This window comes from Nioella sediminis (assembly GCF_001879695.1).
GTDB lineage: Bacteria > Pseudomonadota > Alphaproteobacteria > Rhodobacterales > Rhodobacteraceae > Nioella > Nioella sediminis.
This window is the reverse complement of sequence record NZ_MNBL01000041.1, coordinates 119,635-131,493: the sequence shown is the minus strand read 5'-3', so window position 1 is coordinate 131,493 and position 11,859 is coordinate 119,635. Positions and strand designations below refer to the sequence as shown.

At 64.2% G+C, this 11,859-nt stretch carries 13 protein-coding genes; 8 read left to right on the top strand and 5 right to left on the bottom strand.

Translation table 11 applies throughout. The features are described 5' to 3' along the window. Nucleotides 1–2 precede the first annotated feature (2 nt). On the bottom strand, nucleotides 3–341 hold the full coding sequence (locus BKY26_RS05770; RefSeq protein WP_071689442.1) for a P-II family nitrogen regulator: 339 nt from the start codon (nucleotides 339–341) through the stop codon (nucleotides 3–5). Nucleotides 342–585: 244 nt separating this feature from the next. Here BKY26_RS05770 and BKY26_RS05765 point away from each other — a divergent pair, with 244 nt between their 5' ends. Next, entirely contained in the window at nucleotides 586–2,766 is a 2,181-nt protein-coding gene (locus BKY26_RS05765) for a transglycosylase domain-containing protein (protein ID WP_071689441.1), read from the top strand. A 46-nt stretch (nucleotides 2,767–2,812) separates the two neighbouring features. Here the strand turns inward: BKY26_RS05765 and BKY26_RS05760 are convergent, their stop codons facing one another. Both BKY26_RS05760 and BKY26_RS05755 read right to left on the bottom strand, forming a co-directional pair. Beyond that, on the bottom strand, nucleotides 2,813–3,424 hold the full coding sequence (locus tag BKY26_RS05760; protein ID WP_071689440.1) for an MlaC/ttg2D family ABC transporter substrate-binding protein: 612 nt from the start codon (nucleotides 3,422–3,424) through the stop codon (nucleotides 2,813–2,815). Next, the gene (locus BKY26_RS05755) at nucleotides 3,414–4,145 is read right to left on the bottom strand and encodes an MlaA family lipoprotein (RefSeq protein ID WP_245764426.1); all 732 of its coding nucleotides are present in this window, start codon (nucleotides 4,143–4,145) and stop codon (nucleotides 3,414–3,416) included. The genes BKY26_RS05760 and BKY26_RS05755 overlap by 11 nt, the downstream gene beginning before the upstream one ends. Nucleotides 4,146–4,385: 240 nt before the next feature. Here BKY26_RS05755 and BKY26_RS05750 point away from each other — a divergent pair, with 240 nt between their 5' ends. The 7 genes from BKY26_RS05750 (at nucleotide 4,386) to BKY26_RS05720 (ending at nucleotide 10,808) form a co-directional block, all read left to right on the top strand. After that, a complete protein-coding gene (locus tag BKY26_RS05750; RefSeq protein WP_071689438.1) occupies nucleotides 4,386–6,134 on the top strand; it encodes a type I secretion system permease/ATPase in 1,749 nt (582 codons plus the stop codon). Then, nucleotides 6,134–7,444, top strand: coding sequence for an HlyD family type I secretion periplasmic adaptor subunit (locus tag BKY26_RS05745; protein WP_071689437.1), 1,311 nt, complete (start codon nucleotides 6,134–6,136; stop codon nucleotides 7,442–7,444). Before BKY26_RS05750 ends, BKY26_RS05745 begins: the two co-directional genes overlap by 1 nt. A gap of 288 nt (nucleotides 7,445–7,732) precedes the next feature. Next, on the top strand, nucleotides 7,733–8,194 hold the full coding sequence (locus BKY26_RS05740; protein WP_071689436.1) for a RidA family protein: 462 nt from the start codon (nucleotides 7,733–7,735) through the stop codon (nucleotides 8,192–8,194). Next, a complete protein-coding gene (locus BKY26_RS05735; protein ID WP_071689435.1) occupies nucleotides 8,191–8,943 on the top strand; it encodes a glycerophosphodiester phosphodiesterase family protein in 753 nt (250 codons plus the stop codon). Before BKY26_RS05740 ends, BKY26_RS05735 begins: the two co-directional genes overlap by 4 nt. Next, nucleotides 8,940–9,275: a hypothetical protein gene (locus BKY26_RS05730; protein WP_071689434.1), complete on the top strand. Its 336-nt coding sequence runs from the start codon at nucleotides 8,940–8,942 to the stop codon at nucleotides 9,273–9,275. Before BKY26_RS05735 ends, BKY26_RS05730 begins: the two co-directional genes overlap by 4 nt. Nucleotides 9,276–9,324: 49 nt before the next feature. Beyond that, nucleotides 9,325–10,515, top strand: a complete 1,191-nt coding sequence (locus BKY26_RS05725; RefSeq protein ID WP_071689433.1) for a GNAT family N-acetyltransferase — start codon at nucleotides 9,325–9,327, stop codon at nucleotides 10,513–10,515. After that, nucleotides 10,512–10,808, top strand: coding sequence for a 4a-hydroxytetrahydrobiopterin dehydratase (locus BKY26_RS05720; protein WP_071689432.1), 297 nt, complete (start codon nucleotides 10,512–10,514; stop codon nucleotides 10,806–10,808). The genes BKY26_RS05725 and BKY26_RS05720 overlap by 4 nt, the downstream gene beginning before the upstream one ends. Before the next feature lie 87 nt (nucleotides 10,809–10,895). On the opposite strand, the gene BKY26_RS05715 is transcribed toward BKY26_RS05720, so the two are convergent. Both BKY26_RS05715 and BKY26_RS05710 read right to left on the bottom strand, forming a co-directional pair. Further along, entirely contained in the window at nucleotides 10,896–11,117 is a 222-nt protein-coding gene (locus BKY26_RS05715; protein ID WP_071689431.1) for a DUF1127 domain-containing protein, read from the bottom strand. A gap of 223 nt (nucleotides 11,118–11,340) precedes the next feature. Then, nucleotides 11,341–11,829, bottom strand: a complete 489-nt coding sequence (locus BKY26_RS05710; protein WP_071689430.1) for a peroxiredoxin — start codon at nucleotides 11,827–11,829, stop codon at nucleotides 11,341–11,343. Nucleotides 11,830–11,859: the final 30 nt, after the last annotated feature.

The window sequence follows — 11,859 nt, the reverse complement described above, 5'->3', positions numbered from 1 at the left end:
GCTTAGAGGGCGTCGTCATTGGTCTCGCCGGTGCGGACGCGCACGGCAGCAGAGACGTCGAGGACGAAGATCTTGCCGTCACCGATCTTGTCGGTCTTGGCTGTGGTCTGGATGGTTTCGACAACCTGATCGGCCATGGCATCGGCCACCACGATCTCCAGCTTGACTTTGGGAACGAAGTTCACGGCATATTCCGCGCCGCGATAGATTTCGGTGTGCCCGGACTGAGAGCCGAAGCCCTTGATCTCGGTCACCATCATGCCCCGCACGCCGATAGAGGTCAGAGCTTCGCGGACCTCCTCCAGCTTGAACGGCTTGATTGCTGCAATGATGAGTTTCACGGTTTTACCCTTCCGTCGTTTTGGGTTCTGCGACCCGGACGTTGCCAATGCAGACCCCACAGGCGGGAAGAGCAACGAAGGGAGGGGAGTTGGAGGGCCGCATTCGAGGGGGGTCGCAAAATTTTTGCATGAAATCGGGCAAACGGTTAATAATTGGGCGCAATGGAATTTCGGCAGTGCGGCGAGAACCCTCCACAAACGACTCGAAATCCCCTATGTTGCGATCAAAAGAGCAGGATCAGGCATGAGCGCATCAGGAAACAGAGGCGGGCGGAACGCCCGTTCGGGCCGCAGGCTTGTCGCGGAGCGCAGGAATGCTGCACCTGCGAAATCTTCACGGTCGTCTGGCTCCGGCGGATCTGGTCGAAAATCAGGCAGATCGCGCCGCCGCACGCCGCACCGGCGACGGGGCGGGATACGGGGCGCCATCGGGGCCTTCTTCCGGTTCATCTGGCGCATCGTTTTCGGGATCGTCTGGCGCGCGACGCTGGCTCTTGTGCTGATCCTTGCGGGCGCGACCGCTTATATCTACTCCACCCTGCCGCCAATGACCGAACTTGTGGACGGACGCGCGCGCGGATCGGTGACGATGCTTGACCGGGACGGCAATGTCTTTGCGTGGCGGGGCGAGCAATATGGCGGGCTGATCGACACGGAAACGGTGTCGGAACATGTGGTCAACGCCATCGTGGCGACAGAAGACCGGCGCTTTTTCCGCCACTGGGGGATTTCCCCGCGCGGTATCGCTTCGGCCATCCGTATCAACCTGCGCGAAGGGCGCGGCCCGCTGGAGGGCCATGGCGGGTCCACCATCACGCAGCAGGTGGCCAAGCTGCTATGCCTTGGGGTGGCCTTCGATCCCGATGAATGGGAAACCGAAGCGGAATACGAGGCCGATTGCCGACGCGGCAGCCTGTGGCGCAAGATCCAGGAACTGCCGTTCTCTCTGGCGATGGAGCTGCGCTACACCAAGCAGGAAATCCTGACGATCTATTTGAACCGCGCCTATATGGGCGCTGGCGCCTTCGGGGTCGAAGCGGCCTCTCAGCGCTATTTCGGGCATTCCGCGGCTGAGCTCAATCCGCAGGAAAGCGCCATTATTGCCGGTCTGTTGACCGCCCCCTCGCGCTATGCGCCGACATCCAGCCTGCAACGCTCGCAGGACCGGGCGGCCGTGGTGCTGGGGCTGATGGAAGAGCAGGGATACCTGACCGCCGCCGAGGCTGCCGAAGCCCGCGCCAACCCCGCGACCCTGTCAGAGGCGGCAGAGGCGCGCGCCGGTGGCTATTTCGCCGATTGGGTGATGACGCAAGGCCCGGATTTCCTGCTGCGGGAAACGACAGAAGACGTGATCATCCGCACCACGTTTGACCCGCGCATGCAGGAGGCTGCAGAGGCCGCCTTGGTGGATGTGTTCGAAAACCAGGTGCGCGAAGGGTCCGAGGCCGAGGCCGCGATCATCGTCATGTCGGCGGATGGGGCCGTGCGTGCCATGGTGGGCGGCCGGCAGGAGGGCACCGGCCTGTTCAACCGTGCCACGATGGCGATGCGGCAGACGGGGTCCGCCTTCAAGCCCTTTGTCTATGCTACCGCGCTCGATCTGGGTTGGCGTTTCGACGATCTGGTCGAGGATGCGCCACTGACGATCAACGTGCCGGGGTCGGGGCCCTATTCCCCCCGCAACTATACCGGAGAGTTCTACGGCACGGTGACGCTGACCGAGGCGCTCCGGGCCTCGCTGAACACGCCCGCCGTGCGATTGTCAGAAGAGGTGGGCCGCGATCTGGTGCGCACCGTGGCCGCCGAGTTCGGCATCGAAAGCGATCTGGCGCTTGGCCCGGCCTTGGCGCTTGGCGCGTCCGAAAGCACACTCATAGAGATGACTGGCGCCTATGCGGGCATTCTGAACGGCGGCTCTGCCGTGACGCCCTATGGCCTTGTCGATCTGCGGTTGGTGGGGGACACGGAACCGATGATGGGGCAGGGCGGCGGTATCCGCGAACGGGTGATCTCGGAATTCGCGGCGCGGCAGCTGACTTACATGATGGCGCAGGTTGTCGCCAACGGCACCGGCCAGCGGGCGCAACTGCCCGACCGGCCCGTCGCAGGCAAGACCGGCACCACCACATCGGCACGCGACGCGTGGTTCATCGGCTTCACGGCGGATTACGTGGCCGGGGTCTGGATGGGCTATGACGACAACTCACCCATGTCGGGGGTGACGGGCGGCGGCTTGCCAGCCGAGATCTGGCGGCAGACGATGGAAGCCATTCATGACGGCATCCCGCCCCGCCCCTTGCCGATGATCGACCCGGCGGAAGAGGCGCGTCCCGAACCGATCGAGGAGGCACCGGGTCGCAGACCGGATATTGCGGAACAGATCCTGATGGAGGTTCTGGGGTTGCTAGGCGCGAACCGGAACTGACCGACCTGAACGGGGTTGCCGCCCAAATGGCAGCCCCGGTTTTCGATCAGCTTGCGTTGCGCAGATCGGCGATCATCGCGTCAAGGTCGCCACGGTTTCGGTCCAGCATCGCGCCGACCTCTTCCGCTTCGGTGGTGCGCAGGTTGATGCCCTGAATGATCAGGTTGAACACCCGCGCCTGGCCGGAGCCATCCGAGACCAGCCAGATCACGTCGAAGGGCGCTTCGCCGCGCAGGCGCGCGACCGATGTCACCTCGAAGAAATTGCGGATCGCACGTGCGCCTGTCACTTCGATCTGTCCGCCGATCAACTCTCGGAAGCGGCTGCCATATTTGCGCGAGATATACCCGCTGAAGGCATCCACGAATGCGCTGCGCTGCGCATTCGATGCGCGCCGCCAATCGACGCCCAGAACCGATTGCGCGATGATCGGCATATCCGCATAGCGGTCCAGCAAGCCCGCGAAATCGCTGAACATGCGCGCTTCGCTGCCGCCGGAATTGATGGCGTCGTAGAGGTCGCTTACCAAACGCTCGACCAGCGTCTGAGCGGCCCCGACGGTCAGCGCCAAGGCACGTTCGGGCAGGGCAAGGGCGGCGGCGCTGGCGCCGGTCAGTCCAAGGAAGGCCCGCCGGGTGAGGCTGAACTTACTGGGCATATGGATCCTCATAGGGGTCAAAATAGGAATCATCATAGGGATCGGCATACGGGTCCGCGTAATCCGTCGGCTGATTGCCTCGCAATTCGTAGCGGCGGTTTTGCAGGTAGATCAGCCGCGCCTGCGCATAGCCATCGGCACTTTCGTAATAGAGCCGGTCGATCTCATCCCCCAGTTCGTACCGGGTGTTCAGCGCGTCCGCCACATTGGCCCCGGTGATGTAGTCGCTTTCGGGCCGGGCGAAGGCCAGCCGGGTGGGGTTCATGACGCTGTCGACGATCAGCCCGGCGGTATCGCGGCTGGTCGAGGGGCCAAGCAGCGGCAGCACCACGTAAGCCCCTTCCGACACGCCCCAGACATGCAGGGTTTCACCGAAATCGGTTTCATCCGCGTAAAGCCCGCCTTCAGACGCCGGGTCCAGCAGGCCGCCCAGGCCGATCGTGCTGTTCATCAGGAAGCGGAACGTGTTGCGAAGGGCATCGTCCAGACGCAGTTGCAGGATGTCGTTCACGACATAGAGCGGCTGATTGAGATTGGACGAGAAATTGCCAAGCCCGTTGCGCACCGGTTCCGGGACGGCGGTGCCATAGCCAAGCGCCACGGGGCGCAGCACGGCCCGGTCGACCGCAACGTTCAGGTCGTGCATCGCCCGATTCGATGCCTCGGTCGGGTCGTTGATTTCGGACGCGCCGGGCAGCACCGCTGGCCCGCAGGCCATCATGGCAAGCAGTGGAACTGCGCACAGGGCGGCGCGAAGTCGGGATGTGGATGCGGCAGCAGTCAATGGGATTCTCGTCAAGGCTTTCATAGGCTATACATGATAATAAGGTCTCTCACCTCAAAACAAAGGTGGGGGCCAGAGGGCAATGGCAGATTTCCCGTTTTTGATGGATTATGTGGCAAGGCAGTCAACAATTAGTGGAACCGGAAAAGCGGATTCACCAGCGAGGCAGACACCAAGATGACGAGACAGGCACATTCCAGCCGAAACGCCTCTGCGGATGAGCTGCGGCTCGCCAGTGGCGGCAATGGGCGGCTGATAGGGGCGGTCTTCCTGTTCAGCATGTTCACCAATGTGCTGATGCTGACCGGCCCGCTTTACATGCTGCAGGTCTATGACCGCGTCCTTGGCAGCCGGTCAGAGGAAACCCTGCTGGCGCTGTCCATTCTGGTGACGTTCCTGTTCCTGATCATGGGTATTCTCGACTACGCCCGTGGCCGGGTCGCGGCGCGCGTTGGCGCGCGGTTGCAGGATCGGCTGGATGAACGTGTGTTCAGGGCCACGCTGGCGCGGGCCGGGCGCACAGGACAGCAGCATACCGGCCTGACTGATCTGGAGGCGATCCAGCGGTTCTTGTCCTCGCCCGTGTTCCTGGCGGTGTTCGACATGCCGTGGACTCCGCTTTTCGTGCTGGCGATTTTCGTGTTTCACCCGTGGCTTGGCTGGTTGGCCCTGGCGGGTGGGGCGACGCTTGTGCTGATCACGCTTCTCAACAAGGCGCGGTCATCGGGGCCTCTCAGCCAGGCCGGAGGGGCATCGCTGATGGCGGACCGGATGGCCGGGCAGTTGCAGACCGAGTCAGAGCTTGTGCGCAGCCTCGGCATGCAGGGGCGGGCTTTGGCGCGCTGGAAGATTGTGCGTGAACAGGCGCTTGGGCAAGGGATGTCTGCCTCTGACAAGGTGGGGGGGTTTGCCACCCTGACCAAGACCCTGCGCCTGTTCCTGCAATCGGCCATGCTGGGGCTTGGGGCCTATCTGGTGCTGCAGGAGGAACTGACCGCAGGGGCGATGATTGCGGGCTCGATCCTGATGGGCCGGGCCTTGGCCCCGATTGAACTGGTCATTGGCCAATGGCAGGTCATCGCCCGAGCCCGCGAGGGGCGTCAGCGCCTACAGGAATTGCTGACCGAGGAACGGCCGGACCCCGTGCGCCTGCCACTGCCACGGCCCAAGGCCCTGCTTGAGGTCAACCAGCTTTCGGTCGTGCCACCGGGGCATGCGCAGGCGACGCTGCGCGGCGTGACCTTCAAGGTGGAGCCGGGACAGGCCGTCGGGATCATCGGGCCTTCGGGGGCAGGAAAATCAACGCTCGCAAAGGCCCTGACCGGTGTCTGGAAACCGGCGGGCGGACAGATCCGCCTGGATGGCGCGACGCTAGACCAGTACGACCCTGACACGCTCGGCCAGCTGATCGGCTACCTGCCGCAAACGGTGACACTGTTTGACGGCACGCTGGCGGAAAACATCGCAAGGCTGGAGGCGGAGCCGGACCCCGCCAAGGTGGTGGAGGCGGCCAGGCGCGCGGATGCCGATGCGCTGATCCGACGCCAGAGCGAAGGCTACGACACGCGGATGATCAGCGGTGCCAACCGGTTGTCGGGCGGACAGATCCAGCGGATCGGGCTGGCGCGGGCGCTCTATGGCGACCCGGTGCTGATGGTGCTGGATGAACCCAATTCCAACCTCGACAATGACGGGGCAGAGGCGCTGAACCGGGCGATCAAGGCGATGAAGGCGGCAGGAAACGGCGTTCTGATCATGGCGCACCGCCCGGCCGCCATCCGCGAATGCGACATGTTGCTGGTTCTGGACAATGGCGGCGCACGGGCCTTCGGTCCGCGCGACGAGATCCTTCAGAAGGTGCTGCGCAACGCCGATCAGGTGCTTGGGGCCGCGAAAATGCCGGTTGTGCAGGGGGGGATCAGCTGATGTCCGACGATACGGCAAGCAAGGCTTGGTCCGTCAGGGGGCCGATCGCCTTGGGTATGCTGGCGCTTGTCGCCCTGGTCGGTGGCTTCGGGGCCTGGGCGGCCCTGTCGAACATCGCGGGGGCTGTCGTTGCCTCGGGCCAGATCGAGGTCGATCGAAACCGGCAGGCGGTGCAGCATCCCGACGGCGGCGTGGTTCTGACACTCGACGTGATCGAGGGGCAACGCGTGGCGGAAGGCGATGTGTTGTTGCGTCTCGATCCGTCCGATCTGCAATCGGGCCTGTCCGTGGCCAATGCGCAACTGAACGAATGGCGTGCCAGGCAGGCCCGGCTGGAAGCGGAGCGCGATCTCGCGACCGAGATCACCTTTCCGCCCGACCTGCTGGAGGCCGCTGCCGAGAACGCGGATCTGGCGGAGCTTCTGGAAGGCCAGCGCAACCTCTTTGCCGCGCGCGTTGAAACCCTGACCCAGTCCACCGACCAGCTGAACCGGCGCGCCGAGCAGATCGGTGCGCAGCTGGACGGCATCGCGGCCCAGAGGGCCGCCCTGACCGATCAGCGCGAGCTGGTCGAGCTGGAACTGGTCAGCGTGCAGGACCTGATCGACCGGGGGCTGGCCGAGGCCTCTCGCGGGTTGGCCCTGCGCCGGGAAAGCGCGCGCCTGCTTGGCACGATCGGGGAGCTGGAGGCCAGCGCGGCGGAAGCGGCGGGCCGGATCACAGAGATCGACCTGCAGATCCTGCAACTCGAAACCGAACGCCGGGAGGAAGCCATCGCGCAACTGCGCGAAGTGCGGGTGGAACAGGCGGAACTGGCCGAGCGGGCACGCGCCCTGAGCCGGCAACTGGCACAGACGGAGATCCGCGCTCCGGTTGACGGGGTGGTCTACGGGCTGGCCGTGTTCGGTGCCCGGTCAGTGGTGCAGGCGGCACAGCCGGTGCTCTTCCTCGTGCCGCAGGACCGGCCACTGATCATTTCGACCCGGATCGCGCCGACGAATGTCGACGAGGTCTTTGTCGGGCAGGAGGTTGTCCTGCGGTTCCCCGCCTTCAATGCGCGCACCACGCCCGAACTGTTCGGTCAGGTGCGGCAGGTGTCTGCGGATGCCTTCGTGGATGAGAATACGGGCGTCAGCTACTACGCGGCCGAGATCGTTCTGAACGAGGGTGAGGCCACGCGGCTTGAGGACGAGACGCTGCTGCCGGGGATGCCGGTCGAGGCCTTCATTCGCACCGAGGACCGCACGCCAATGGCCTACCTCCTGCGACCGCTCTCGGATTACTTCAATCGGGCCTTCCGCGAGGGGTAAGGGGTTTCGCCGCGCATCGCGCGTCGACCCGCGAACGCGCCTCGTCACCCCCCGCTTGCGCGGGGACCTCCTCGGCGCGTGCTGCCGCGGAGGCGTGGACCGGGCGGTCCACCGGTGCGGGGGGCTGTTCGGCGTGGTTGAGGCTGGACGCCTCCGGCGGAGGTATTTGGTCCAAGATGAAAGAGAAGGTCGCATTCAGGCCCTTTGCGGCGTGTTCGGATGCTTGCCGGGGCTGCGGGAGACCCCTAGGGTGCGGCGCGACGGAAACTCAGCGCGAAGAGGTGCGAGATGAGCAATTTTGAGGCCAGACTGGCCGAGATGGGGATCACCCTGCCCGATGCCCCGGCCCCGGCGGCCAATTACGTGCCCTTCGTGGTGGTGGGCGACATCGTCTATGTTTCGGGGCAGATTTCCACCGACGAGAACGGTTTGATCACTGGCAAAGTCGGTGATGACATGGCAACCGAAGAAGGGGCTGCCGCCGCGCGGCGTTGCGCGATCAGCCTTCTTGCGCAGGTCAAGGCGGCCTGTGGCGGCGATCTGGACCGGTTGGTGCGCGTGATCAAGCTGACCGGCTTCGTCAATTCCACCGCCGATTACACCGACCAGCCCAAGGTGGTGAACGGGGCCTCTGACTTCCTCGTGGAGGCCTTGGGGGATGCCGGTCGTCATAGTCGATCCGCCGTTTCCGCCGCGTCCCTGCCGCTTGGCGTGGCGGTGGAGATCGAGGGGATCTTCCAGATCGCATGAGCTTGCACCCTGCCTTCCTGGCTGCGCCGATCGCGCATCGGGGGCTGCATGACGTGACCAAGGGGCGCCCTGAAAACGGGCTATCCGCGGTGCGGGCGGCGCTCGATGCGGGCTATGGGCTGGAGCTTGACCTGCAGATTTCGTCGGACGGCGTGGCCATGGTCTTTCACGACTATGAACTGGACCGCGTCACTGGCGAGACCGGACAGGTGAAGCGGCGCAGCGCGGAGGAGCTGGGGCGGATTGCTCTGACTGGCAGTAGGGACTGCATCCCGCGCCTGTCCGAGGTGCTGGCATTGGTTTCAGGCCGCGTGCCGATCCTGCTGGAGATCAAGGAGCAATCGCGGATCATGGGGCCGGTGGATGGTGCGCTGGAGCGGGCCGTGGCTGCCGATCTGGCAGGCTATGTTGGCCCGGTTGCGGTCATGAGCTTCAACCCCGCCTCCGTCGCGGTCTTGGCGAAAGCCGCCCCCGATGTCCCGCGTGGCTTGACCAGCGGCAGCTATGGCGACCCGGAATGGGCCCCCCTGGGGCCTGCGATTCTGGACCGGTTTCGCGCCCTGGACGGATTTGACGCGACAGGCTGTTCTTTCATAAGCCATTATCACAAGGACTTGTCCGACCCGGCGGTGACAGCGCTGAAAGCGCGTGGCATTCCGGTTCTGTGCTGGACCATCCGCTCGCCAGAGGCGGAGGCCGAGGCGCGGCGGATCGCAGATAATGTGACATTTGAGGGGTATCTTCCATGACCATCCTGCGCACGACCCACAGCCTTGTTGCGGTGCTGACCTTTGTGCTGCTGCTATCGGCGTTCCGGGGGGAGTTGCGGGTTGCCCTGAATGCCGTGGACGGGCCGTCCCTCGCGCTGGTGGTCCCGGTTCTGGCCTTCGCGGCGCTTGTCACGGCGCTGACTTCTGCGGCGACCGCCCTGACGCTGGATATGGCGGCGTTGATTCTGCTTGGCCTTTACATGGCGGAGGATGGTATGGATGCCCTGCCACTGGCCGGGGCCGTTGGTCTGGTGATCATGGCAGGGCTGTGCCTTGGCCTGATCCGGCTGTCGCCCGACCTTGATGATTGATCTTCGCGCGCCCAGGCCCATCTTCTGAAGGGACGCAGGCGGGGCAATCATGGACGGCGATACCGCAATCGAGATCACGGCCTTTGCCAGCCTGTCGGATATTCCGGCAGGGGAGTGGGATTCCTGCGCCTGCCCTGAAGCTGCCGATGGTGGCCCGCCAGTGGACCCGTTCACGACGCACCGGTTCCTGAAGGCACTGGAGGACAGCGGGTCTGTCGGACCCGGCACGGGGTGGCAGCCGCGATATCTGATGGCGCGGGCAGCGGGGCAGGTGATTGCCGCCGCGCCGCTTTACGCCAAGGGGCACAGCCAGGGCGAATACATCTTCGATCACAACTGGGCCCATGCCTATGAACGGGCGGGCGGGCGCTATTACCCCAAGCTGCAAATGGCGGTGCCGTTTACCCCCGCCACCGGGCGGCGCTTCCTGACCCGACCGGGGTGGGAGGATGTGGGCCGTACCGCGCTGGTGCAGGGGGCAGTGCAGGTGGCCGAGGATAGCGGGTTGTCCTCGTTGCACATCACCTTTTGCACGGAGGAGGAGGCAGCGGCGGGTGCGCGGATCGGTCTGCTTCGGCGGACTACGCAGCAGTTCCACTGGGAAAACGCGGGCTATGGCAGCTTCGATGATTTCCTTGGCTCGCTTTCGTCACGCAAGCGCAAGACGATCCGCAAGGAACGCGCGCAGGCGCAGGGGTTCGGGGGGGATATTGTCTCTCTGACCGGGGATGATCTGCGGCCCGAACATTGGGATGCGTTCTGGCGCTTCTATCAGGATACCGGCGCGCGCAAATGGGGCAGCCCCTATCTGACGCGCAGCTTCTTCGACCTCGTGCAGGAAACCATGCGCGATGATGTTCTGTTGGTTCTGGCGGTTCGGGAGGGCGTACCGGTAGCAGGCGCGCTGAATTTCATCGGGCGGGACGTGCTTTTTGGCCGCTACTGGGGTTGCACCGAACACCACCCCTGCCTGCATTTCGAACTGTGCTATTATCAGGCCATAGATGCTGCCATCGCGCGGGGTCTTGCCCGTGTCGAGGCAGGCGCGCAGGGCGAACACAAGCTGGCGCGCGGCTATCTGCCGGTGCCCACCCATTCCCTGCACTGGATCGCCGATCCCGGCTTTTCCGAGGCGGTCGAGAACTATCTGGAGGCGGAACGCGCCGCGGTGGAGGAGGATATAGAGATCCTCACCGCCTATGGCCCGTTCCGCAAAGCGCGGGTGGAGGAACAGGAATGACCGACAAACTGAGCGAAGAGCACCGGGACGCTGCCCTTGCGCCGCTGCTGGACAGCGGCTGGCACATGGTCGAGGGCCGCGATGCCATCGCCAAGACCTACACCTTCCGCAATTTCATAGAGGCCTTCGGCTTCATGACACGCGCCGCGCTTTGGGCCGAGAAATGGAACCACCACCCGGAATGGTCCAATGTCTACAAGACGGTGGAGGTCACGCTCACCAGCCATGACGTGGAGGGGCTGAGCGAGCGCGATGTGAAACTGGCCGAGAAGATGGATGCTTTGGCGGGGTAGGCAAACTGCGGCGGCACCGATCAAGACTTCGGCGCGCCGCAGGTTTCAGGACATCGGGGCATGATCTCCGCCCCTCATGTCTGGTCATCAGGCCATGTCGGCGGCCTGTTGTGCAATATGCGGGATCTCGCTGCGGTGAAAGCCGAGATCCGCCAGATCGCGGTCGTTGAGGACCTGAAGTTCGGCCATCGTTCTGTTGTAGACGGCGCGGCGCGCGGCGCGTTTCGCCAGCGTGTCACGAAGGTCCTGAATGCGCGCTGTCAGGCCGATACGGTCAAGAAGCGTGGAGTTGCTGAGTGCATAGGCCATGTAAAGCCTCCTTTCAAATGCCGACACCGGATTGCGTCGACACAGGGAAAGATAGGCCAATGCTGCACATGCACAATCGACAAGCTTGAATTGCCGCTATGCAGCAATGTCAACGCTAACAGGTGGAAGAGGCGCCATGCAGAGCAGGGTGAGTCCGGCCTGTGTCAGGACGGCCGGACCCGGGTCTGGAACACCGGGGCGCCATAAGGCAACCCCAATGCAATCAGATCTTTTCCAGCAATTCCTCGCCCACGGTCAGCTTGCAGGCGCCCGCTTCCTCTTCGAGGTTCAACACCTTGACCACCCCATCCTCGGCCAACAAGGCGAAGCGTTGGCAGCGGTTGTAGAGCCCCACCACGGGGGCGGAGAACTCCAGCCCGATGGCCTTGGTGAAATCACCGGCAGAATCGGCCAGCATAGTGATCCCGGCTTCAGTCGCGCCGGTGTGCTGGCCCCAGGCGGTCATGGCGAAGGGGTCGTTGACGGCGATGCAGATGACCTCGTCCACGCCTTTCTCCGCGAACGCTTCGCGGGTGCGCATGAAGCTGGGCAGGTGGGTGGCGGAACAGCCACGAGTAAACGCGCCCGGCAGACCGAAGATCACCACCTTGCGGCCCTTCAGCTTGGGGCCTAGGGGCACCTCTTGCGGGCCGTTCTCATCAAAGATCAGAAAGGTGGTTTCCGGCAGTTTGTCACCGACACTAATCGCCATGGTTTTCCTCGTGGACTGATTGGTTTACGC

What these genes read in the sequence shown, in the direction of transcription:
- BKY26_RS05765 (WP_071689441.1), top strand. Translation starts at nt 586, where the DNA reads ATGAGCGCATCAGGAAACAGAGGCGGGCGGAACGCCCGTTCGGGCCGC.
- BKY26_RS05760 (WP_071689440.1), bottom strand. Translation starts at nt 3,424, where the DNA reads ATGCCCAGTAAGTTCAGCCTCACCCGGCGGGCCTTCCTTGGACTGACC.
- BKY26_RS05755 (WP_245764426.1), bottom strand. Translation starts at nt 4,145, where the DNA reads ATGATGGCCTGCGGGCCAGCGGTGCTGCCCGGCGCGTCCGAAATCAAC.
- BKY26_RS05750 (WP_071689438.1), top strand. Translation starts at nt 4,386, where the DNA reads ATGACGAGACAGGCACATTCCAGCCGAAACGCCTCTGCGGATGAGCTG.
- BKY26_RS05745 (WP_071689437.1), top strand. Translation starts at nt 6,134, where the DNA reads ATGTCCGACGATACGGCAAGCAAGGCTTGGTCCGTCAGGGGGCCGATC.
- BKY26_RS05740 (WP_071689436.1), top strand. Translation starts at nt 7,733, where the DNA reads ATGAGCAATTTTGAGGCCAGACTGGCCGAGATGGGGATCACCCTGCCC.
- BKY26_RS05735 (WP_071689435.1), top strand. Translation starts at nt 8,191, where the DNA reads ATGAGCTTGCACCCTGCCTTCCTGGCTGCGCCGATCGCGCATCGGGGG.
- BKY26_RS05730 (WP_071689434.1), top strand. Translation starts at nt 8,940, where the DNA reads ATGACCATCCTGCGCACGACCCACAGCCTTGTTGCGGTGCTGACCTTT.
- BKY26_RS05725 (WP_071689433.1), top strand. Translation starts at nt 9,325, where the DNA reads ATGGACGGCGATACCGCAATCGAGATCACGGCCTTTGCCAGCCTGTCG.
- BKY26_RS05720 (WP_071689432.1), top strand. Translation starts at nt 10,512, where the DNA reads ATGACCGACAAACTGAGCGAAGAGCACCGGGACGCTGCCCTTGCGCCG.
- BKY26_RS05715 (WP_071689431.1), bottom strand. Translation starts at nt 11,117, where the DNA reads ATGGCCTATGCACTCAGCAACTCCACGCTTCTTGACCGTATCGGCCTG.
- BKY26_RS05710 (WP_071689430.1), bottom strand. Translation starts at nt 11,829, where the DNA reads ATGGCGATTAGTGTCGGTGACAAACTGCCGGAAACCACCTTTCTGATC.